General features: G+C 65.4%; 17 protein-coding genes and 1 pseudogene. 7 read left to right on the top strand and 11 right to left on the bottom strand.

The features are described from left to right. Positions 1–2 precede the first annotated feature (2 nt). Positions 3–1,733: an ATP-dependent Clp protease adaptor ClpS gene (locus J6525_RS28575; protein WP_225647144.1), complete on the bottom strand. Its 1,731-nt coding sequence runs from the start codon at positions 1,731–1,733 to the stop codon at positions 3–5. 310 nt (positions 1,734–2,043) lie between these two features. On the opposite strand from J6525_RS28575, the gene J6525_RS28570 reads away from it, so the two are divergent. The 3 genes from J6525_RS28570 to J6525_RS28560 all read left to right on the top strand — a co-directional run bounded on the left by J6525_RS28570 (position 2,044) and on the right by J6525_RS28560 (position 6,509). Then, on the top strand, positions 2,044–4,389 hold the full coding sequence (locus J6525_RS28570) for a mechanosensitive ion channel family protein (RefSeq protein WP_176936730.1): 2,346 nt from the start codon (positions 2,044–2,046) through the stop codon (positions 4,387–4,389). A gap of 355 nt (positions 4,390–4,744) precedes the next feature. Continuing rightward, the gene (locus J6525_RS28565) at positions 4,745–5,845 is read left to right on the top strand and encodes an LLM class flavin-dependent oxidoreductase (RefSeq protein WP_018269514.1); all 1,101 of its coding nucleotides are present in this window, start codon (positions 4,745–4,747) and stop codon (positions 5,843–5,845) included. 109 nt (positions 5,846–5,954) lie between these two features. Further along, the gene (locus J6525_RS28560; RefSeq protein ID WP_016847112.1) at positions 5,955–6,509 is read left to right on the top strand and encodes a flavin reductase family protein; all 555 of its coding nucleotides are present in this window, start codon (positions 5,955–5,957) and stop codon (positions 6,507–6,509) included. A gap of 104 nt (positions 6,510–6,613) precedes the next feature. On the opposite strand, the gene J6525_RS28555 is transcribed toward J6525_RS28560, so the two are convergent. Then, positions 6,614–7,288: a LysR substrate-binding domain-containing protein gene (locus tag J6525_RS28555; protein WP_225647173.1), complete on the bottom strand. Its 675-nt coding sequence runs from the start codon at positions 7,286–7,288 to the stop codon at positions 6,614–6,616. Positions 7,289–7,306: 18 nt separating this feature from the next. Further along, positions 7,307–7,501: pseudogene (locus J6525_RS28550) on the bottom strand (helix-turn-helix domain-containing protein); the annotation flags it as partial. A gap of 74 nt (positions 7,502–7,575) precedes the next feature. Here J6525_RS28550 and J6525_RS28545 point away from each other — a divergent pair. Then, entirely contained in the window at positions 7,576–8,349 is a 774-nt protein-coding gene (locus tag J6525_RS28545; protein WP_225647143.1) for an MBL fold metallo-hydrolase, read from the top strand. A 144-nt stretch (positions 8,350–8,493) separates the two neighbouring features. Here the strand turns inward: J6525_RS28545 and J6525_RS28540 are convergent, their stop codons facing one another. Beyond that, positions 8,494–8,970, bottom strand: coding sequence for a hypothetical protein (locus J6525_RS28540; protein ID WP_225647142.1), 477 nt, complete (start codon positions 8,968–8,970; stop codon positions 8,494–8,496). A 379-nt stretch (positions 8,971–9,349) separates the two neighbouring features. Between J6525_RS28540 and J6525_RS28535 the strand changes: the two genes are divergently transcribed. After that, positions 9,350–10,105 (top strand): SDR family oxidoreductase, encoded by a 756-nt coding sequence (locus J6525_RS28535; RefSeq protein WP_225647141.1) that lies wholly within the window; start codon positions 9,350–9,352, stop codon positions 10,103–10,105. Between the two features lie 9 nt (positions 10,106–10,114). Here the strand turns inward: J6525_RS28535 and J6525_RS28530 are convergent, their stop codons facing one another. The 5 genes from J6525_RS28530 to radC form a co-directional block, all read right to left on the bottom strand. Next, positions 10,115–10,519, bottom strand: coding sequence for a hypothetical protein (locus J6525_RS28530; RefSeq protein ID WP_225647140.1), 405 nt, complete (start codon positions 10,517–10,519; stop codon positions 10,115–10,117). Next, the gene (locus J6525_RS28525; protein ID WP_225647139.1) at positions 10,519–12,102 is read right to left on the bottom strand and encodes a tetratricopeptide repeat protein; all 1,584 of its coding nucleotides are present in this window, start codon (positions 12,100–12,102) and stop codon (positions 10,519–10,521) included. The genes J6525_RS28530 and J6525_RS28525 overlap by 1 nt, the downstream gene beginning before the upstream one ends. A gap of 82 nt (positions 12,103–12,184) precedes the next feature. Beyond that, a complete protein-coding gene (locus J6525_RS28520) occupies positions 12,185–14,050 on the bottom strand; it encodes a sigma-54-dependent Fis family transcriptional regulator (RefSeq protein ID WP_225647138.1) in 1,866 nt (621 codons plus the stop codon). Between the two features lie 242 nt (positions 14,051–14,292). Next, positions 14,293–16,416 carry a glycogen debranching protein GlgX gene (gene glgX, locus J6525_RS28515; protein WP_225647137.1) on the bottom strand — a complete coding sequence of 708 codons (2,124 nt, stop codon included), beginning with the start codon at positions 16,414–16,416 and terminating at the stop codon, positions 14,293–14,295. 352 nt (positions 16,417–16,768) lie between these two features. Continuing rightward, positions 16,769–17,482, bottom strand: a complete 714-nt coding sequence (gene radC, locus J6525_RS28510; protein ID WP_092079294.1) for a RadC family protein — start codon at positions 17,480–17,482, stop codon at positions 16,769–16,771. Between the two features lie 137 nt (positions 17,483–17,619). Here radC and J6525_RS28505 point away from each other — a divergent pair, with 137 nt between their 5' ends. Next, complete coding sequence (locus tag J6525_RS28505; RefSeq protein WP_225647136.1) at positions 17,620–18,339, top strand: DNA-3-methyladenine glycosylase I; 720 nt, start codon at positions 17,620–17,622, stop codon at positions 18,337–18,339. A gap of 25 nt (positions 18,340–18,364) precedes the next feature. Here the strand turns inward: J6525_RS28505 and map are convergent, their stop codons facing one another. Continuing rightward, a complete protein-coding gene (map, locus tag J6525_RS28500; protein ID WP_028340441.1) occupies positions 18,365–19,189 on the bottom strand; it encodes a type I methionyl aminopeptidase in 825 nt (274 codons plus the stop codon). A gap of 168 nt (positions 19,190–19,357) precedes the next feature. After that, complete coding sequence (locus J6525_RS28495; protein ID WP_057019519.1) at positions 19,358–20,674, bottom strand: mechanosensitive ion channel family protein; 1,317 nt, start codon at positions 20,672–20,674, stop codon at positions 19,358–19,360. Positions 20,675–20,895: 221 nt separating this feature from the next. Between J6525_RS28495 and J6525_RS28490 the strand changes: the two genes are divergently transcribed. Next, the gene (locus tag J6525_RS28490; protein WP_092078694.1) at positions 20,896–22,689 is read left to right on the top strand and encodes a potassium/proton antiporter; all 1,794 of its coding nucleotides are present in this window, start codon (positions 20,896–20,898) and stop codon (positions 22,687–22,689) included. The last annotated feature ends 5 nt before the right edge of the window (positions 22,690–22,694 follow it).

The following is a 22,694-nucleotide window of genomic DNA, read 5'->3' as shown; positions in this document are numbered from 1 at the left end:
CATCACCCCGCACTCATCCCCTGCGCGCCGCCAAGCAGCTTGGCGTTGAGCCGGCCGCCGTCGAACAGCATTTCGTTCACCGCGCCGTCGACGTCGGAGGAGGTGACCTCGCGGCCACCGTCCCTGACGATGCTGGCCTGGGCGAGACGGCGCATCAGCTCCTTGATGAAGGCGGCGCTGACGCCTTCGGTGCGTCGCACGGCGTCGTCGATGACGGGCTGCGCGAGCGGCAGGCCCTTGCCGTAGAGCCGGATCAGCTTGCCACGTCCGGTCTCGTCGGGTAGCGGCACCTCGATCGCCTGGTCAATGCGACCGGGCCGGCCGGCCAGCGCGCTCTCCAGCTCTTCGGGACGGTTGGAGGTCAGCACGAACAGGATGTCGCAATCCTCCTTCAGGCCGTCCATCTCGTTGAGCAGCTTGTTGAGCAGCGATTCCTCGCACGGCCCGCCCATGTCCTCGCGGTCGCGCGCGATCAGATCGACGTCCTCGATCACCACCATGGTCGGCTGCAGCAGCCGCGCGAGGTTCATATAGGCGCCGAGCAGCCCGACCTGCTCGGCGGTGATGATCAGCGTGGTGTGATCCGGCAGGTTGGTGGCGAGATAACGAATGGTGTGGGTCTTGCCGGTGCCGGGCGGGCCGTACAGCAGGATGCCCTTGCGGGTCGACTGGCCGAGCTCGCGCAGCAGATCGCGGCTTTCGACAAAGCCGAGCACATTGCGATCGAGCAGCCGCAGCGTCCGGTCCGGCAGGATCACGTCATCGCGAGCGACCGTCGGCAGGCGATGCACGGTCAAGCCACGTGAACGTCCGCGATAATTGGCGCCATCCTCCAGCGACAGGATCTTGCCGCGATAGGATCGCGCTGCATGCACGGCGGCTTCCAGCTCGGCGAAAGTGCGCTGCACGAAAGCGTTGCCGGTCGCCCCGGCTGGCAACGCGAGCTCGATTCGCAGCGACGGTTCGTGATCATATTCGCGATGGAAGGTCAGCAGCACGGCGTAGCGCAGTTCGCCGGTTCGGCACAGCCATAGTCCATTGGCGAGGCATTTCACCGGCTCGGCCTCGCCGATATCGACATCGCGATATTGCGGCGGCGCGATCGCCGGCGCATTGCGGCCGGCCTTCATCAGCGCCGCGAAGTCCAGCGTCTCGTAGCGATATTCTTCATGGATGCCGAAGAAGTGGATTGGATCGGTGAACAGCTTGTCGATTGCGACCTGAACGTCGGCGCGCATGTGGCCCGGAAACTGTCGCGCCCGTGTCACGATCAGGTTGCGTGGCACGCCGGCGAAATGCCAGTCGAGCGCAACGTAAGCGGACCGAAACGTCTCGCCCGGCAATTCTTCCGAGCTGCGGCGTGCAGCGAGCAGGCAGTCGCTGCACAGCGACGCAGTCGTACCGGAGATCAGAATCTCCGTCACGGCCCTCGGGGCTTCGCAGAGATCGCAGGGGCGGCTGGCGTCGGCGGACTCGGTGGTGATCATCAACGGCTGGCCGTTGGAGCGGATCAGCCACTTCGCCGAGTTGAAGATTGCCCGCGCGACCGGTCCCGGATAGGGACCGCACGGAATGGCGCCCTTGGCCTCGATCAAGGCAGCGGAGGCGATGGCTTCCTGCTCGGATTTCCCGAACACCGTACGCAACAAATCCTGCACGAATTCCAGCGGGGTTTCATCGTCGTCGTGAATGAAGAGCCGCACCGGACCGTCGTCGCTAAACACGTCGTGCATGAGACCCCCGAAACGCAATTGGGAACAAAAGAACAAAGTAAGAACATCACGGCGGCTCCTGCGCGTCAAGCGAAAGATTCTGCGGTCTCACCCCTGACGTGTAGTGAGCCGGCCGGGAACGCGCACTGGAAGTGTAAACGCGGCTCAACGCCTGTGACGATTGTGTTGCGGCAAATGCCAAGAGATGGCCGTCACAGCGGCAAACTTCCGACACACCATCGGGGCGAAAAGGAGTATCCGACATGGCGCGAGCGCGAGAGCAGATTCTTCCCAAGGGTTTGCGGTCGCGCAGTTATTTTATGAGGCCCTCGTGTCGCACAAACTTCGCCTTGCGCTGCTTCTCGTCTTCACCTTGTTCGTCTCTCCCGCGCTGGCGCAGCCGGCCGCCAAGCCGGCGCCGCAGCAACCCGCTACCGGCGACGCGCTGACGCCCGAGCAGGCGAAACGTGCGCTCGACACGCTGCAGGACGACAAGAAGCGCGGCGAGATCATCAACACGCTGCGCGCCATCGCCAATGCCTCGCCGCAGGCGGCGGCCCAGCCTGCGCCTGCGCCCGAGCAGCATTCGCCGATCCCGCTCACCGCCGACAGCCTCGGCGCACAGCTGTTGCTGATGGTGTCCGAGCAGGTCGGCGAGATGTCGCGCGAGGTCGCCGACGTCGCGCGCACGCTGACGCATTTCCCGGCGTTCTATTACTGGTTCGTGCGCACCGCCAATGATCCGGTCGCCTACGGCCTCTTGATCGACATCGCCTGGAAGCTGGCGCTGGTGTTCGGCTGCGCGCTCGCCGCCGAATGGGTGGTGTTCCGCCTGATCAAGCGGCCGGTCGCGTTCCTGGAAGCGCGGCTGCCGCAGACCGCGCGCGTGCCGGTGCAGACGCTTGCCAGCGTCGATCCGCCGTCGTCGGTTGCCGACGTCACGCCGGCGCCCGAGTTGCAGCGGCGCCGGCTCAGCCTGGCGCGGGCCTGGCAGTCGCTGGTCCGGCTGCCCTTCGTGCTTGGACGCCTGCTGCTTGAATTGCTGCCGGTCGTCGTATTCGGCGGCATCGCCACCGCGCTGCTCGGCACCGAGATCGGCGATCAGTCGACCACGCGGCTCGTGATCCTTGCCGTCGTCAACGCCTATGTGTTCTCGCGCGTCTTGATCTGCGCGGTGCGCGCGCTGGCGGGGCCGTTCGGCCTGTTCCGCGTCCGTGCCGAGACCGCGGCCTATATCGAGATCTGGGCCCGGCGCATCGTCGCCGTCGGCGTCTCCGGCATCGCCTTTGCCAATGTCGCGCTGCTGCTCGGGCTGCATCGCGCCGGCTATGCCGCGCTGATCCGGCTCGTGATGTTGGTCGTGCATCTGTTCGTCGTCGTCATCATCCTGCAGTGCCGCCGCCAGGTCGCCGACGCCATCCGCGCGCCGGCCGATCGCACCGGGCTTGCGGCGCGAACGCGCAACCGTCTCGCGGCGCTCTGGCATGTGCTGGCGATCGCGCTCGACCTCGCGCTGTGGGCAGTGTGGGCGCTCAACATCCGCAACGGCTATTCGCTGCTGCTGCAATATTTCGTCGGCACCGTCGCGGTGCTGCTGGTCACCCGCCTCGTCACCATGGTGGTGCTGAGCCTGATCGATCGCGGCTTTCGCATCAGCCCGGAGCTGATCCAGCGCTTCCCGGGGCTCGAGACCCGCGCCAACCGCTATCTGCCGCTGCTGCGCAAGGTGGTCACGGCAGTGATCGCCTTCATTGGCTTCGTCGCGCTGCTCGAGGTCTGGGGCGTCGATGCCATCGTCTGGTTCTATGGCGGCCAGATCGGAAGCCGCCTGATCTCGGCGCTGGTGACGATCGGCATTGCCGCGCTTGCCGCGGCCGTGATCTGGGAAGTCGCCAATGCGCTGATGGACCGGCAGATCGACACCCTGTCGCGCGACGGGCATTACGCCCGCGCCGCGCGCTTGCGCACCTTCCAGCCGATGCTGCGAACCGCGCTGTTCTGCATGATCGTCGCGGTGGTCGGCCTCACGGCGCTCAGCGAGATCGGCGTCAATGTCGCGCCGCTGCTCGCCGGCGCCGGCATCGTCGGCATCGCGATCGGCTTCGGCTCGCAGAAGCTGGTGCAGGACCTCATTACCGGGCTGTTCCTCTTGATCGAGAACACCGTGCAGGTCGGTGACAACGTCACGGTGTCGGGCCTCTCGGGCGTGGTCGAGAACGTCTCGATCCGCACCATGCGGCTGCGCGCCGGCGACGGCTCGGTGCACGTCGTGCCGTTCAGCGCGGTGACCACGATCACCAACTCCAGCCGCGGCGCCGGCAATGCCGCGGTCAGCGTCAACGTGTCCTACAAGGAGGACACCGACCGCGCCGGCGAGGTGCTGAAGGACATCGTCGCCCAGATGCGCCAGGAGACGGCGTATCGCGCATTCATTCGAGGCGACCTCGAATTGTGGGGCGTCGACAAGGTCGACGGCTCGGTCGTGACCATCGTCGGCCAGATCCGCTGCACCGATAGCGGCCGCTGGGCGGTGCAACGCGAGTTCAACCGCCGCATGAAACGGCGCTTCCAGGAGGAGGGCATCGAGATCGCCTCGATGGGCCAGACCATCCTGATGCAGCTTCCTCCACCCTCCGAGCCCGATACCAACGCCCAGCCGCGCCGCGCGGCGGGCTGATCCGGCGCTCCGCTTCACCTCGCCCCGCTTGCGGGGAGAGGTCGAATTCGAGCGAAGCTCGAATTCGGGTGAGGGGAAGTCTCCGCAAGAGTATCTGCTTCCGTGTGTGCGAAGGCAGCCCGAGCCAACCAGCGGGAATGCTTGCCGGCGCGTCTCACGATTGCGACACGTCTCGCGACAGTGAGACGCCGCCAGCCTTGCCAAGCCCGCTGACCGGCGCGCAGCCGGCCGAAATCCGGCCGTTCTCACCCATTCCCTGCGACTTCCTCCGCTGGCACAGCGCTTGCTGATCGTCATGCAATGCGCGGCAAGACGCATTGCACAACTGAACCCAACGCGAAGGAAGGAAACGCACATGGAGCTTGGCTACTTCACCATGCCCTCGCACCCGCCGGAGTGCGGATTGAAGGAGGGCCACGACTGGGACCTGCAGACGCTGCGCTGGCTCGACGAGCTCGGCTATCAGGAAGCCTGGATCGGCGAGCACCATACCGCACCCTGGGAGCCGCACCCGTCGCCTGATCTGCTGGTGGCGCAGGCGCTGCTGCAGACCAAGAATCTGCGCATCGGGCCCGGCGGCTTCCTGCTGCCGTATCATCATCCCGCTGAACTCGCGAACCGCGTTGCGATGCTCGATCATCTCTCGAACGGGCGCCTCAACTTCGGCGTCGCGGCCTCCGGCCTGCCGAGCGACTGGGCGATGTTCAATGTCGACGGCATGTCGGGCCAGAACCGCGACATGACCCGCGAGGCGCTCGAGATCATCCTGAAGATGTGGTCCGAGCCAGGACCCTGGACGCACAAGGGCAAGTACTGGACGGTGAGCAAGCCGGACACGATGTTCGACTTCCTCAAGCCGCACATCAAGCCGTTGCAAGGGCCGCACCCGCCGATCGGCGTCGCCGGCCTGTCGAAGAATTCGGACACCTTGAAGCTCGCCGGCGAGCGCGGCTTCATTCCGATGAGCCTCAACCTCAACCCGGCCTATGTCGGCAGCCACTGGGATTCGGTCGAGGCCGGCGCGGCCAAGACCGGCCGCAAGCCGAGCCGCAAGGACTGGCGGCTGGTGCGCGAGGTGTTCGTGGCTGATACCGACGAGGAGGCGTGGAAGCTGTCGACCGGCGACATGATGGGCCGGATGATGAGCGAGTACTTCCTGCCGCTGCTCGGCCATTTCGGCTTCAAGGACTATCTGAAGCACGCACCCGACGTGCCCGACAGCGACGTCACCGTCGAATATTGCGCGCGCCGGAATTGGATCGTCGGCTCGCCCGCGACGGTCACCGAGAAGATCGAGAAGATCTACCGGGAAGTCGGCGGCTTCGGCGTCCTCTGTGTGTTCGGCTTCGACTACAAGCACAAGCCGGAAGCCTGGCGGCACTCGCTGGACCTGCTCAAGAACGAGGTGATGCCGCGGCTCAAGCATCTCGGCGCCGAGTTCGAGAAGGCTGCATGACAGCTGCGCGGGGTGCGGGGCTTGCCTCGCACCCCGCCTCGCATATCTTGAACGAAGTGTTTTTACCGAAGCATGATCCGGAGGATCATGCTCAAACAGGGTTTGCGGCATGACGGTCGACGCACAGAGTTTCAAGCAGGCGATGCGCCATTGCGCGGGCGCCGTCGCGCTGGTGACGGTCGGCTCCGAGACCGGGCAGCGCACCGGCCTGACCGTGACCTCGGCCTGCTCGCTGTCGGACAATCCGCCCTCGGTGCTGGTCTGCGTTAACCGTAACGCCAGCGCGCATCAGCGCATCCGCGAGGAGCGCCATTTCGTCATCAACTTCCTGAACGAGGACCACGCGCTGCTGGCGCTGACCTTCTCCGGCCAGAAGGGCGTCAACGGCGACGACCGTTTTGCGTTTGGGCGCTGGACCACCGGCGCCACCGGCGCCCCGGTGCTGGAGGATGCCGTCGCGGCGTTCGACTGCGTGCTGGCGCAGGAGCTCGAGACCAAGACCCATTCGATCTTCATCGGCGAGGTCCAGCACGTCCGCGCCGCGACCACGGTCGACCCGCTGATCTATCTGCGCTCTGGCTTCCAGAGCGTGCGCAACATCCATGATCCGGTCGAACTCGGCGACCTCGACGCACGGCGTGTCAGCTGGAACGAGTTTTCGTAAGGCTTGCGCTTAAGGCCTTCCCCCGCATCTCTTGATGATCTGCGCGCCGGCCATCTCGCCTGACGGCAATTCGGTTGCCTGAGACCTGCTGCTCCGCAGCGAGCCTAATCCTCGAACAGCACGCGCTCATTGGCGAAGATGTCCGCGAGATGCCGGGCAACGGTGCCGACGAGAGGGTCATTTCGGTCGCGGCGCCGGGTGACGAGCCAAAGTTCGCGTGGCGGCGGGGCGTGCGCGAGTTTGCAGGCACACAGCTTCCGTTCGGCTCGGCCGATGAAATGCGGAAGCAGGGCTATGCCCGCGCCGGCCTGTGCGGCCGCGGCCTGCGCGGCCTGGTTGCTGGTCCGGAAGGACATGCGCGCATGGGGAAATTTCCGGAACAACCACAGCGCTTCGGGAAGATGGGCATTGGCCTCGTCGAAACCGACGAACACGGGCTCGTCGCCGGCGTCGATCCTGCGGCGGCAATCGGCGGTCGCGTAGAAGCCGAAACCCATCGACACGAGTCGCCTGGCGATGACATCCCCGTCCTCCGGACGGCCAAATCGCAGGGCGATGTCTGCCTCGCGCCTTTCGAGGCTGACGGTTCGAAAGTCGGTTGCCAGATCGATGTCGAGTCCCGGCTGCTGCCTGGACAGTCTGGCGAGGCGATGGACGAGGAAGTTCTGTGAGAGGCTCGGGGGCGCGTTGATGCGGACAAGCCCGGTCGGCGCGCCCGACGTCCCTCTGTGGCCAAGCCTTGCTGCCGCGGCCTCCATATCGTTGGCGGCATCGAGCATGCGCGCGCCTCTCCGGGTGAGGACGTAACCGTCGGGACGCCGTTCGACCAGCCGTTCGCCGATCGCGGTCTCCAGCGACTTCACGCGGCGGGCGACGGTAGCATGGTTCACCGAGAGTGCACGCGCGGCTCCCGACAGGCTGCCGTGGCGGGCAAGCGCGGCGAATAGCCGGACATCCTCCCAATCGATCGCTGTGCGATTTTGATCAGCCATTGAGAAAGAATAGCGAATTCCGCTCAGGACGGGGAGCTGGTTATTTGGGCTGACAATTGCGCGGGAGGCAGTTCATGGCGGCACCGAATCTCACCTTGACCCTGGTCGGCGGTCCGACCGTGCTCATCGAGTACGACGGGTTTCGTCTGCTGACGGACCCGACCTTCGATCCTCCTGGCGAGTATCAGGGAGCGTACAGCCCGGTGCGGCACAGGAAGACGGATGGGCCGGCCCTTTCAGTCGAACGGATCGGCAAGCTCGACGCAGTCTTGCTCAGTCACGACCACCACTTCGACAATCTCGACAATGCCGGCCGCGCGCTTCTTCCGCACGCCGGCACAGCCTACACGACGAATTCCGGCGCGCAGCGTCTCGGCGGGAACGCATTGGGCCTTGCTCCATTCGAGACCCGCGTCCTCGAGAGCGAACGCAAGAAGTTGTTTGTGACCGCCACGCCGGCCCGCCATGGACCCATCGGGGTCGACGCCGGCGACGTGGTTGGATTTGCGCTCGGCGCCGAGCAGCCGGGAGACCTGCTTTACGTCACCGGCGATACGCTTTGGTTCGAAGGCACCGCCGAGGTCGCGAGGCGGTTTTCGCCCAAGCTCGTCGTGCTGTTCACGGGCGCCGCGGAGCCCCGTGGCCGTTTCCATATGACGATGGGCAGCGAGGATGCGCTGGAGGCTGCGCACGCCTTTCCCGACGCAGCACTTGTCGCGGTCCACAACGAAGGTTGGGGCCATCTGCGCGAAAGCCAGGACCAGCTTTTGGACGTCTTCGCCAAGTTCAATCTGGCGGCCCGTCTGACCCGGCTTGAAAAGGGCAAACCGCTGCCACTGTCATGGTGAGCCGGCCGTGGCAGAGCCTGAACACGGCTTACCGCGGCGCCGCGTTTGATGTCGTGGACCCGGCGCGGCCGTGCGACTGCTGGCCGGGCCAACGCTCATGTGAGGCGTCGTTGTCCTTGCTGTGGTCCCGCGGACGCTGCGCTGCTATGACCCCGGCGTTCTCACGACCAGTTTGATGTTCAGAAGATTGACCCCCTTGAAGGGGTTCGGCGCGCTTTCGATCGTTCCTGCGCCCGTCGCATTCGCATAGGCGCCCGTGCCCGAGAGGATCGTATATTCGCCGTTTGATTTTCCGTCCTTGATCGCGCCGGTGTAACGCGCCGTGATCGCGCCTTCCTCGAACGTGTAGGTGCTGTAACCGTAATAGGAGCCCGAGCCCTTCAGCATGTCTCCTGAATGGACGAACTCCTTCACCCCGATATGGCCATCACTGAAGATGGCGACACCAAAGAACTTGCCGGAAACGACCGTCTGCCCCTCGACGTTTGCTGCCTCGATGACCTTGACGTCGACAGGCTTGGTGACGAGCTTGAACTCGAGCACTTTCTCACCCGCTACGGCGGTCGATGCCGCAACGACGATTGCCACGCTGGAAACGAAAAAGGTGATAAAATTCCGCATAGACTCCTCCTGCGTTTGCTTGAAATCAAATCAAGGAGTGCACAGCGGGCTAAACGTCATGCCCAGCATTTGCGTTGCAGCACGAAAGAGAACCCGCGGTGATATCCCGGCAGCGGCCGAAGCTTTCGGTACCCCAGCACGCTGGCTGGAACGCACGCATTAGTCTACGTGACGGTAAGAGGTTCAGCAAGCGTAGCCACCAACGGCTCGTGCGCATCAGACGACAGACTCCGCGACATCAGAACAGCCGCGGCGTGCTATAGTGTCGTTGCGTGCGAGAGAGCGACAGAAGAGGTCGCGCGACGTACCCATGACGATGCCGCCGGCAAATCCGGCAAGCATGTCTCAAGAAACTTCGTCACCGACAAGGAGTATCACCATGAAGATCGTTGTGATCGGCGGTACCGGACTGATCGGCTCAAAGACCGTTGCCATTCTGCGCCAGCGCGGCCATGACGTCGTCGCCGCCTCGCCGAAGAACGGCATCAACGCCATCACCGGCGAGGGGCTGAAGGAGGCGCTGGCCGGCGCGGCCGTCGTGATCGACCTCGCCAATTCGCCCTCGTTCGAGGACAAGGCGGTGATGGAATTCTTCGAGACCTCCGGCCGCAACCTGCTGGCGGCGGAGAAGCCGGCCGGCGTCAAGCACCATGTCGCGCTGTCGATCGTCGGCACTGACCGCACGCCCGAGAACGGCTACTTCCGCGCCAAGGTGGCGCAGGAGAAACTGATCGAGGCGTCCGGGATTGCCTACACCATCATCCGCGCGACCCAGTTCATGGAATTCGTCGGCGCGATCGCCGATGCGGGCGCAGTCGGAAACACGGTGAGGCTCTCGCCCGGCCTGTTCCAGCCGATCGCGGCGGAGGACGTCTCCGCGTTCGTCGCCGATATCGCGCTCGAGCCGCCACGCAACGGCATCGTCGAGATCGCAGGTCCCGACCGCGCGCCGTTCAACGAGATCGTGGCGCGCTATCTGAAGGCAAAGGGCGACCCGCGCGAGGTGGTGAAAGACCCTGACGCGCTTTACTGGGGCGGCCGGGTCGAGCAGCACTCGCTGGTGCCGCTCGGCGAGGCGCGCCTCGGCCGCATCGATTTGAACGAATGGCTGCGCCGCGCGCGGCCGGCGACGTGACGGTATCGGCTATTTGAGCCACACCAGCAGCGGGACGGGCGCGCGTCCTTCGCAGGACAGCGTGCCCTCGTAATTGCGCGTCTTGCGCGCGCTGTAGTTGCAGGGCGCGCCGTCCAGCACCAGCTCGGCGGTGACCTGCGAATCCGCACCCGTGATTTGCAGCTTGATTTCTCCGGCGCGTTCGTCCGGCCCGTCCTGCGTGCAGATGCCCACATGCTTCATCTTGAGCGGTCCGGAGAACTGCCTCGGCGCGCCCGGCGCGCTTTCGGTGAGATGTCCGGTCAGCTCCCATTCGCCGAGCACGCCGGCCTGGCCGAGGATCTCCATCGCGCCAAGCGGCAGGGTATGGCAAAGCGATAGCGCAACGGCGCCGAGCAGCGCCGCTCCACCGTTGCGCCATGTCGCCCGTGGCATCACAGCTTGCTTCCGGTCGTCTGGCGCAATTCGATCAGCTCCGGCCGCGACAGATCGGCATCCGCGGTGAGCCGGGCAATCTGATCGGCGCATTCCCGGATCTTGGCCTGATCGCCGGCCGCCTTGGCACTCTTGATCATGCCGAGATAAGTCGCCAGCCGGTTGGGCTCCTTCTTGAGCACGGCTTCATAGGCGGCGAGCGCCTCCCTGGCCATGCCGCGATCGAGCAGCATCGCCGCGTAGAGCTCGCGCGCGGGCGCCAGCGGTCCCGGGGTGACGGGATGCTTCTCGGTCTTGTCTTCCGCCTCCGCGGCGGCATTCATCGCGCTGAGCGCATCGTCGTATTTGCCTTCCGCGTACAGCACCCAGGCGCTCGCGATCTGCTGCTGGATGTCGACGATGTTGGACCAGTAGGCGTCTTTGGCGTCCTTCAACTTGTCGCGCAGCTCGACCAGCTTGGCGACATCGGCTTTGGCGGCGGCGGGGTCACCCGAGCGCGCGGCGCCGACCGCGCGGGCGAAATAGGTGATGGCATCCGCATAAGCGTATTTGGTGGGATGCACTTCAAGCGCGGCGGCACCCTTCCAGTCGCCGCGTTCGAAGACATAGCGGGCCTGGCTTGCCGCCACCGCGAAGGGGCCTGCGAACCGGTCGAGCTTGAACTGGAGCTTGCCGAGCTCGTCGATCACAGCGCGTGCCTCCTTGTCCTGGCCGAGCTGGAGATAGGCATAGACCAGATAGTCCATCGCGTGCGCCTGGTCCTGCTGCTCGCCGTCTTGCTTGGCGATGCGCGCGGATTCCTTGTTCGAGGCGATCGACTCCTTCCAGTAGCCGACGCGCGTGAAGATGTGCGACGGCATGTGCTGGGCATGCGGCGCGTGTTCGGCGATCTTGGCATAGCGCATCGCCGCGGGGAGGCCCTTCTCCGCGAGCGCCGGGTAGTCGTAGAGATGGATCAGATAGTGGGCGATGCCGGGGTGCTCGGGCTGGCGCTTGAAGATCGGTTCGAGCAGCGCCGCGCCCTTCAGCTGGTTGGCGTAGGTCTTGTCGCCCGGCGAGGCCGCGACGTTGAGCGTGATCGCATAGGCGATCTGCGCCTCGTCATCGTCGGCATAGTGCGTCGCGACCTGCTCTTCGGCGGCGAGGAAACGCTGCACGCGGGTGCGGTGATCGACCTTGTCGTAGTCGACATACATCGCCGCGATCGCATCGATGTATTCGCGCTCGCGCGGGGTGCCGGCATTCAGCGCCTGGCCTTTTTTCGCAGCCTCGAGGCCGAGCGGAAGGTTTTCCGGCGGCGGCGGCGCGTGCGGATTGTAGAGATAGCTGAGCGCGATGCCCCAATAGGCGATGGCGCATTGCGGGTCGGCCTCCAGCACCTCCTCGAAGGTGCGCCGCGACGCGCTGTACCAGAAGGAATGCTGATACAGCATGGCGCGATCGAACAACTCCTGCGCTTCAGGCTTGCAGGATGTTACAAAATGGACTTTGCCCAATCGTTGCTCGGTGGAATCCGAGGCGGCAGGCTGCGAAATGGTCGCGGCAATGAGGCCAACGACCACAGCGAGGGGAAACCGTGTCATGGGACCCGCTCCGTGGCGTTGAGGGCGAAAGCCGTAGGATATCACCTTTCCCGCAAGGCCGGAACAGCGGGGGCGTTCTGATCTAGCTGTCCAGCGCGATCCCTAACGCCTTGATCTTCCGGTACAACGTCGCGCGGCTGAGCCCGAGCGCCTTGGCCGCGTCCGTCACTCTTCCGTCATTGGCGCGCAATGCATCGACGATCGCGGCGCGCTCGCTCGTGGTGTGATCGGCCTCCGTACTGCGTGCAGTAAACGGCGGCAGATCGAGATCGGCCTCGGTGATGACGCCGTCCTCCGCGGTGGCGCCGGCAAGCCGCAGCACGTGGCGAAGCTGGCGCATGTTGCCGGGGAACGGATAGGCCATCAGCTGCGCCCAGGCGTCGGCCGCGATGCGGCAGTGCGGCGCTTCCTCGTCGGCGATCTGCGTGATGACGTCCTTGCGGTCGGCACGCTCGCGCAACGCGGGCAGGCGGATCTCCATGCCGCGCAGCCGGTAATACAGATCGGAGCGGAAGCTGCCGTCCTCCGCCATCCGCGCCAGGTCGCGGTGCGTGGCGCTGATCAGGCGGATGTCGACGGCGACAGGCTTCAGCGCGCCGAGTGGCCAGACCTCGCGGTTTTCCAGCACGCGCAGCAGCCTGGTTTGCAGCGAAAGCGGCATGTCGCCGATCTCGTCGAGGAACAACGTGCCGCCGCTGGCTTGCACGATCAGCCCCTTCGATCCCTCGCGCCGCGCGCCGGTGAAGGCGCCGGCCTCGTAGCCGAACAGCTCGGCGTCGATCAGGCTCTCCGGCATCGCCGCGCAGTTCAGCGCGACATAGTTGCGCCCGGCGCGGTTGCTCGCGGCATGGATGGCGCGCGCGAACACGTCCTTGCCGGCGCCGGTCTCGCCATGCAGCAGGATCGGCAGGTCGAGATTGCCGACCGTCATCAGCCGCTTCACGCCCTTGATCAGCACGGGATCGCGGCCCGCCAGCCGGTGCAGGCCGGAAAACTGTCCGGCCGGCTTCTCGCGCGGCGGCGTGGATGGTGGACGCGGCGATCGCGCCCGCACCGGCGGCGCCAGACGGCCGCGTCCCCACGGCGTGCCGTCGGCGCGGCGCAGCGCGACCTGCTCGTCCGCGGCGCGTGTCGCGCGATCGTCCAGTTGAACGAGATGCGACAGGTCGATGCCGTCCTCGATCATCGCATCGGTCAGCCCGAACGCGGCGCGCGCGGTGCGGCAGGCGCCGACCACACGGCGGTCGTCGTCATAGGCCAGCATGCCGTGCCCGTCGCCGGGCAGCATCGCGATCCAGGAGGCGCGGTAGCGCCGGCGGAAGAACGACTGCTCGATCCGCCGCGTCGCCTCCGTGGTGACGGCGAGCGCCAGTTCATGCGCGCTGCGGCCGAGGTCGCTGCGGCAGGAGGTGATGTTGACGGCACCGGCGAGGCGGCCGGCATGATCGAACAGCGGCGACACCGCGCAGGTGAACATGTGCCACTGCTCGCGGAAATGCTCGTCGCCATGCACCAGGATCGGCCGCTGCTCGGCGAGCGCGGTGCCGAGCCCGTTGGTGCCCTCGAACGTCTCGGCGAAGTTCGAGCCGGTGTAGATCTTCCACTCCAGGAACATCCGCGCGTAGTCGCCCCCGGGCAGCCGGCTCACCAGCATGGTGGCGTTGGGATCGGCGAGATTGACGCAGTAGCCGGAGTCGTGGAGCACGCGGGCGAGGTCCTCGAGCTCGGGGATCGCGACCTGGATCAAATCCTCCATCGGCTCGGCGATGTGCCGGATCTCCGCCTCGGTCAGGGTCTGCGGCGGCCCGCGCCGGGCCGGATCGAGGTTGTGATTGACCAGGCAGCGCCGCCAGGACGCGGCGATCCGCGTCTCGGTGTCGACGCCGGCCACCTGTTTGGCCGCCGACAAAACACGGGCGACGTGATTTGAGGCCGAAAGATTGGCCATCCAGAGGTCTCCACCCCTAATTTTCCGCGAAGTCTGGCAGTCCGCGGCCGAATGTCAATTGGCCGACGGGGTCGCGGGACTCTAACCTCCCCTTGAAAAGGGGAGGTCGCTTTGCTCGTGAGAGCAAAGCGGGTGGGGATCTGCACTCTCGGCTTGCAGCGTCGCCCGGGGCTGACCCCCATCCCGACCTTCACCCTCAGGGGAAGGAGAAGGCGGACCGCAGCCCGGGTGGAGCCAACGGGCTACGGGGATGACTTCACCTCGCCGGCGGTGAAGAGCACGAACGAACGCCCCACCGCCCTGTACGTGCCGTCGAACGCAAACTGCGCGCCTGCCGGCTGTTCCGGCGCGTTGGTATCCAGCAGCAACGACCAGCGCGGTCCGGCTGACGTCCGCGGTAGCTTGAAGTCCACCTCGCCCTCAAAGCTGTTGAGGATAACGAGCACCGTGTCGTCCTCGCCCTCGCGCGCGATCGCGGTCTTGCGGGCGCGGCCGTCGAGCACGACGCCGAAGCATTTGATCCAGCCGGTGCTCCAGTCGGCCTGCGTCATCTCCACGCCTGTCGTGCTGATCCAGACCACGTCGCGGATCTCGAGTTGGGGATCGCGATCGCCGGAGAGGAAGCGGCTGCGGCGCAGGATCGGGTAGTCGCGCCGCAGCTTGATCATCCGCTTGGTGAAGGCGAGCAGCTTCCCGCCGTCGTCGGAAAAATTCCAGTCGAACCACGAGATGTCGTTGTCCTGGCAGTACGCATTGTTGTTGCCGCGCTGGGTGCGGCCGAACTCGTCGCCGCCGAGCAGCATCGGCGTGCCCTGCGAGGCCAGCAGCGTCGCCAGCATGTTGCGCTTCTGCCGTTCGCGCAAAGTGCGGATATCCGGATTGGCGGTCGGGCCCTCGGCGCCGCAATTCCAGGAGTGGTTGTCCGACGAGCCGTCATTGTTGTGCTCGCCGTTGGCCTCATTGTGCTTGTTGTTGTAGCTCGCCCAGTCGTTCAGCGTGAACCCGTCATGGGCGGTGATGAAGTTGACGCTGGCCCAGGTGCGGCGGCCCTCGCGGTTGAACACGTCGTGCGAGCCGAGCAGCCGCGGTGCCAGGCTGCCTGGCGCCGCCTCGCCGCGCCAGAAATCGCGCACAACGTTGCGGTATTTGTCGTTCCACTCCGCCCAGCCCGCCGGGAAGCCGCCGACCTGGTAGCCGCCGGGGCCGCAATCCCAGGGTTCGGCGATCAGCTTGACGGTCGCGAGCAGCGGGTCCTGGTTCATCGCCTTGAGGAAGCCGGACTGCTCGTCGAAGCCGTAGACCTCACGTGCCAGGATGGTGCCGAGATCGAAGCGGAAGCCGTCGACATGCATGTGGCCGGCCCAGTAGCGCAGGCTGTCCATCACCATCTGGATCACCCGCGGATGCGACAGGTTCACCGTGTTGCCGGTGCCGGTGTCGTTGATATAGTAGCGCCGCTTGTCCGGCAGCAGGCGGTAATAGCTCGCATTGTCGATGCCCTTGAACGACAGCGTCGGGCCGCGCTCATTGCCTTCGGCGGTGTGGTTGTAGACGACGTCGAGAATGACTTCGAGGCCGGCGCCATGCAGCCGCGACACCATCTCCTTGAATTCGCGCAGGCTGTTCGGCACGTCGGCGGCGTAGCGCGGATCCGGCGCGAAGAAGCCGATGGTGTTGTAGCCCCAGTAATTGGTCAGGTGCTTGTCCAGCAGGTTGCTGTCGTTGATGAAGGAATGCACCGGCAGCAGCTCGACCGAGGTGATGCCGAGCGCCTTGAGATGGTCGATCGCAGCGTTCGAGCCGAAGCCGGCATAGGTGCCGCGCAAATGTTCGTTGACGCCCGGGTGCTGCTTGGTGAACCCCTTGACGTGGGTCTCGTAGACCACGGTCTCGTCCCAATGCACGTCCTGCCGCTGCGCCTCCTGGACCCAGTCGAAATTGGGATCGACCACCACGCATTTCGGCATGAACGGCGCGCTGTCGCGCTCGTCGAAGGTGAGGTCGTCGCCGCTCTCCATCTTGTAGCCGAACACCGCCGGATTCCAGGTCAGGCTGCCGGCATGGGCGCAGGCGTAGGGATCGAGCAGCAGCTTGTTCGGATTGAAGCGGTGGCCGCCGTCCGGCTGGTAGGGACCGTAGACGCGGTAGCCGTAGAACGTCCCCGGCTGCACGCCGTTGATGAAGCCGTGAAACACCTGGTCGGTATATTCGGGCAGCTCGAAGCGATGCGTCTCGCGCTCGCCGTCGAACAGGCAGACCTCGACCTTGGTGGCGTTGGCGGAAAACACCGCGAAATTGGTGCCGTGGCCGCTCCAGTGGGCGCCCAGCGGATAGGGCAGCCCCTCCTCAATGACGAAATCGGACATCGGTCCCCCAAGGCTTGGAAGCCATCAATGCAACCTGCAACAAACGCCGCCGTGCGGAAAACGTTGCATTGGCTAGTTTAGCGGCAGTTACGCTTGGTTCGTATGACGCGGGCGGAACGAGATGCAAGGCTCGGCAAGAGATGTCGCGAGAATGCGGACGTATGACTCTCTGCCACAATCTCGATGTCGTCCCGGGCAAGCGCAGCGCGACCCGGGACCCATAACCACGAAAGCAAATTGGCTTGCAAAGCTGGAGCCATAGCGTGCTTCGACAACGCAACCCTGTGGGTATGGGTCCCGGCCCCCGTGCGCAATTGCGCACACGACAGCGGAGGGCTTGTTGAGTGCAATGCTAAATCAGCCGCATGCCCTTGAAGCTGGTATGCCCGTTCTTGCCGACGATGATGTGGTCGTGCACGGCGATCCCGAGCGGCTTTGCGATGTCGACGATGGCTTTCGTCATCTGGATGTCGGCCTGCGACGGCGTCGGATCGCCGGACGGATGGTTGTGCACCAGGATCAGCGCAGTGGCGGACAATTCCAGCGCGCGCTTGATCACCTCACGCGGATAGACCGGGGTGTGATCGACGGTGCCGGTCTGCTGCACCTCGTCGGCGATCAGCTGGTTGCGCTTGTCGAGGAACAGGAGGCGGAACTGCTCCTTGTCGGCGAACGCCATGCCGGTGCGGCAATAGTCGATGACGTCGTTCCAGGACGACAGCGCGATGTTGCGCCTGATCTCGCCCTTGGCGATCCGGCCGGCGGCGGCGGCGAGCAGCTTGATCTGGTTGATCGAGGCATCCTTGACGCCCTCGACCTCGCGCAGCCGCGCCACCGGCGCATGCACCACCTCGGCGAACGAGCCGAACTTCTTCAGCAGCGCCTTGGCCAACGGCTTGGTGTCGCGGCGCGGGATCGCGGCGAACAGCGCCATTTCCAATAGCTCGTAGTCGGTCAGCGCGTCGGGCCCGGCCGCATAGAAGCGCTCGCGCAGCCGTTCGCGATGGCCGTGATAATGCGGCGTCTCGTCGGCTTCGTCGTCGCTGGTATCGGGCTTGGTGGGCATCGGCCACAACCATGCCGTGCCGGCCGCATTTTGCAAGGGGCGATCCTGAAGGGCCGATGCCGCTCCGGTTTGCCACAATGCGACCGGCGAATTACCGTCGGCCGCAACGGATCGAGAGCAAAGAGGGGGAGGGTCGCGTGACATCATTCAAGGTGATCCGCTCGCGCGCCGAGAAGCGCAAGGGCGGGCCGAAGGCGCTGGAGAAGCTGCTGCGGCCGCCGGCGGGCGGCAAGGCGCTGGCCAAGCTCGGTGACGACCGCGTGCTGGCCGAGATGACCAGGCGCGTGTTCTGCGCGGGCTTTGCCTGGAGCGTGATCGACGCCAAATGGCCGGGCTTCGAGGAGGCGTTCCTCGGCTTCCAGCCCGCCAAGCTCGCCTTCAAGCCCGACGAATTCTGGGAGAAGCTCGTCAGCGACGCCAGGATCGTGCGCAACGGCGCCAAGATCATGTCGGTGCGCGACAACGGCCGCTTCGTGCAGGAGATCGCGCGCGAGCACGGCAGCTTCGGCAAATTCCTTAGCGCCTGGCCGTCATCGGATGAGGTCGGACTGCTGGAGCTATTGGCCAAGCGCGGCAGCCGGCTCGGCGGCAACACCGGACAGATGCTGCTGCGCTTCCTCGGCTGGGACGGATTCGTCACCTCGCGCGACGTCGTCGCCTGCCTGCGCGATGCCGGCCTCGATATCGCCGAGGAGGTCAAGTCGAAGCGCGATCTCGCCAAGGTGCAGGCGCAGTTCAACGCCTGGGCGGAGGAGACCGGACTGTCCTATCTGCATCTGTCGCGGATCTGCGCGATGTCGATCGGAGAGAACCACACGCCCGAGGAGATCATCGAGCGCACGCGGAGCGATTATTGACGAGGAGGGTTACAGCTCAACCCGATTAGACCTGAACCCACGGCTTCTCGCCATGGCGTTCGGACAGCGTGAAGATCTCGACGCCGTCCGCGGTGACGCCGACCGAGTGCTCGAACTGCGCCGACAGCGAACGGTCGCGGGTCACCGCGGTCCAGCCGTCGGACAGGATCTTCACATGCGGCTTGCCGAGATTGATCATCGGCTCGATGGTGAAGAACATGCCGGGCTTCAAGGGCGCGCCTTCGCCGGGGCGGCCGATATGGATGATGTTCGGCTCGTCGTGGAACAGGCGGCCGAGGCCGTGGCCGCAGAAGTCGCGCACCACGCTCATGCCCTGCGGTTCGACAAAGCTCTGGATGGCATGGCCGATATCGCCGGTGGTGGCGCCGGGCTTCACCGCGGCGATGCCGCGCATCATCGCCTCATAGGTCACCTCGATCAGCCGCTCGGCCTTCCGCGCGATGGCGCCGATCGCATACATGCGGCTGGAGTCGCCGTACCAGCCGTCGACGATGAAGGTGACGTCGACATTGACGATGTCGCCTTCCTTCAGCGGGCGGTCGCCCGGCATGCCGTGGCAGACCACGTGATTGATCGAGGTGCAGGTCGAGTAGCGATAGCCGCGATACATCAGCGTCGCCGGATAGGCGCCGTGGTCGAAGGCGAACTTGCGGACGAACTCGTCGATGACGGAGGTCGGGATACCCGGCTTGACGATGTCGGTGAGCGCATCGAGGCATTTCGACACCAGGGCGCCCGCCTTGCGCATGCCGGCAAAGCCGCTCGGTCCGTGCAGCTTGATCTGACCGGTCTTGCGAAGCGAGGTGTCGGTGGCGTCGATATAGCTCATGGGCGGGCTGTTTTCTGCGGGCAAGGGGCTGATTTCAGGCCCTAATTTAATGATCGGCGCGCCCGGCGCAAGCCAAGGTTGGGCATGGGGACATGTCCAAACGGCTTGATTTTCAGGCCATATCCGGAACAGCGGCCACCGCTGCGGTGAAAAGACCGCGCGCAAGCGCTAATTGGAGACCTCGACCACGCTCTCGACCGGCAGCGCGCCGCCGCGGATGCGGAGTTCCCGCACCGGGTAGGGCACCCGGATGCCCTCCTGCTTGAAGGCGTCCCACAGCGACAGCATGACGTCGCTCTTCACATTGTCCATGCCGTCGGGGTCGGCGATCCAGAAGGTCAGGGAGAATTTCATCCCGGCCTCGGCGAATTCGGTCAGGATGCAGTTCGGCGTCCGGCCCTTGGTGGCGCGCGGATGGGCCGCCGCGGTCGTGATCGCGAGCTTGCAGACCTGCCGCGGATTGGCGTCGTAATTGGTGGAGAAGGCGATCTTCACCAGCGTGTTCTTGTCGGTATAGGTCCAGTTGGTGACCTTCTGCGTCACCAGGTCCTCGTTCGGGATCAGGAACTCGCGGCCGTCGCCGGCAGCGACCGAGATGTAGCGGGTCTTCATCGCGCTGATCCGGCCCGAATTGTCGCCGATCGTGACGAGATCGCCGGGCTTGACCGATTTGTCGACCAACAGGATCAGGCCGCTGATGAAATTGGCGACGATCTTCTGCAGGCCGAGACCGATGCCGACGCCGGCCGCGCCGGTGAACACCGCGAGCGCGGAGAGGTTGATGCCGACCGCGCCGAGCGCGATCACGATCGCCGTCACCATCAATCCGATGCGGATGATCTTGACCAGCAGCACCTGGATCGACGGCGTCAGATCGGTGGCGCGGTTGATGCGGCTCTCGGCGAAATTGCCGGCGAGGTTGGTCAGCCACAGCGCCACGATCAGGAGCGCGCCGGCCTTGATCAGCAGCAGCGGGGAAAGGCGGAGGCCGCCGACCACGACCGCATACGCATCCAGCGTGTCGGCCGCCCAGTCGAGCTGGCCGATGATGCTGAGCGCGGCGACCACCCAGGCCGCGATCGAGACTGTTTTCACGATGAAGGCGTTATCGATCACCGAGGTGACGAGGCGGATCACCAGCCAGGCCAGCGCCAGCTTGGCGGAGACCGCGATCAGGTAGCTGCGGCTCGGCCAGGTCGCGTGCCACATCACGATGCGGGAGATGATCATCAGGACCGCGAACACGGCGGTGGAAGCGCTCTTCACCATCACGCGGGCGAAGTGCCGGAGCGGCAGCGGCCAGCGCATCGCCAGCGACGACATGTCGACCCGCGCATGAATGGCGGTGTCGGCGGCGTAGGCGAGGCCCGCGGCGGCGAGGATGATGCCGAATTGCAGATAGAACCAGGGCGAGGCGACCTCGGCGCCGACCGAGCGCGCCGCCATTTGGATCGATTCGAGGACGTCCTTCCAGTTCATGTCCATCGGCAAAATCTCAACTCGAAGCGCGGGTCAGCCAAATGTGATTCGAATGCGCCGGCAGAATCCCACAAAGCCGCGCACGCGACCATCGATACAACACAGTGTCGGGGCGACCTAGGGATGATGAGACCGGGCACATTGCCGCTTATGTCAGAAATCGGTTGGCGTCCCAGTGTGGCGACGATAAGGATGCAATTGCAAGTATTTGAGACCTCCGAAGGCGCATGGCATCCCTCGACTCCGTCAGTATAGCGATCCTGCTCGGTGCGGTGCTGGTGATGGCCGGCATCCTGTCGAGCCTGCTGGCCTTGCGGTTCGGCGCTCCCTTGCTGCTGGTGTTCTTGCTGGTCGGCATGCTGGCGGGCGATTCCGGCCCCGGCCGGCTGCAGTTCGACGACGTCCGCACCACCTATCTGGTCGGCTCGGTGGCGCTGGCGCTGATCCTGTTCGACGGCGGATTGAAGACCCGGTTTGCCAGCATCCGCACCGTGCTGGTGCCCTCGATGGTGCTGGCGACCGCCGGCGTGCTGTTGACCGCGCTGATCACGGCGCCGGTCGCCCGTTTCGTGCTCGACCTCAACTGGACCGAGTCATTGCTGGTCGGCGCCGTCGTGGCCTCGACCGACGCGGCTGCCGTGTTCCTGCTGGTGCACACCCAGGGTCTGCGGCTACGCCCACGCGTCGGCGCGACGCTGGAGGCGGAATCCGGCACCAACGATCCGTTCGCGATCTTCCTCACCTTGATGCTGGTCGAGTTCATCTCGATCGGCCAGAGCTCGGCCTCGCACATCGCGCTGGAGTTCATCCAGGAGGCGGTGTTCGGCGCCATCATCGGGGTGATCGGCGGCCGGCTGGTGGTGATCGCGCTGAACTATGTAGCGCTGCCGCAGGGCCTGCATGCGCCGTTCGTCACCACGGCGGCATTGGTGATCTTCGGCGGCTCGCAGATCGTGCATGCCTCGGGATTTCTCGCGGTTTATCTCGCCGGTATCATCATCGGCAACCGGCCGACCCGCGCGCATAATTCGGTGGTGACGTTCCTCGACGCCGCGACCTGGCTGGCGCAGATCGTGATGTTCGTGCTGCTCGGCCTCTTGGTCTCGCCGCATCGCCTGCTCTCCAGCGCCGGCGGCGCCGTGCTGGTGGCGTTCGCGCTGATGCTGGTGGCGCGGCCGCTGGCGGTGCTGATCTGCCTCGCACCGTTCAAGTTCAACTGGCGGGAAAAGGTCTTCATCGCCTGGACCGGCCTGCGCGGCGCGGTGGCGATCTTCCTCGCTTCCATCCCGATGCTGGTCGGACTCTCGAAAGCCTATCTCTATTTCGACGTCGCCTTCGTCGTCGTCATCATCTCGCTGCTGTTGCAGGGCTGGACGCTGGCGCCGGCGGCGCGGCGGCTGCATGTCGCGCTGCCGCGCGCCGAACGCGGCCCGCGCCGCGTCGAGCTCGATTTGCCCGGCCAGCTCGAGCAACAGCTGGTCGGCTATCCGGTGCGGCCGAAGAGCCTGTATTTCCGTCGCGGGCTGATCCCGTCCTGGTCGAAGCCGACGCTGGTGATCCGCGACGAGCGGATCCTGACGCCGACCGAGGCCGATCCGGTCGCGCCCGGCGACTACATCTATTTGCTGGCGCCGCCGGAGCGCGCCGAGGCGCTCGACCGCTTCTTCGTCGACATGGCGCCGTCGAGCGAGCCCGATCCGCATCTGCTCGGCGACTTCATGGTGTCGGCCGAGCATACGCTCGGCGAACTCGCCGAGATCTACGGCGTCAAGGTCGACGAGCACCAGGCCAAGCTGACGCTCGCCGACTATTTCGACGTCAATCTCGACCGCGCACCGAAGGAAGGGGCCGAACTGGCGCTCGACGAGATCGTGCTGGTGGCGCGCAGCATCAGCGGTGGCCGCGTCAACGTGGTCGGTCTGCGCCTGCCGGAGGAAGAGGAGAAGGTCGCGCCGCAAACGCGGATGCAGATCGTCAAGCGCAAGCTCGCCGACATCTGGGCGTCGGTGGCGGGGGTCTGAGCCGC

It is taken from the genome of Bradyrhizobium australafricanum (assembly GCF_020329495.1).
Lineage (GTDB): Bacteria > Pseudomonadota > Alphaproteobacteria > Rhizobiales > Xanthobacteraceae > Bradyrhizobium > Bradyrhizobium australafricanum.
This window is presented reverse-complemented; position numbering and strand designations above follow the sequence as displayed.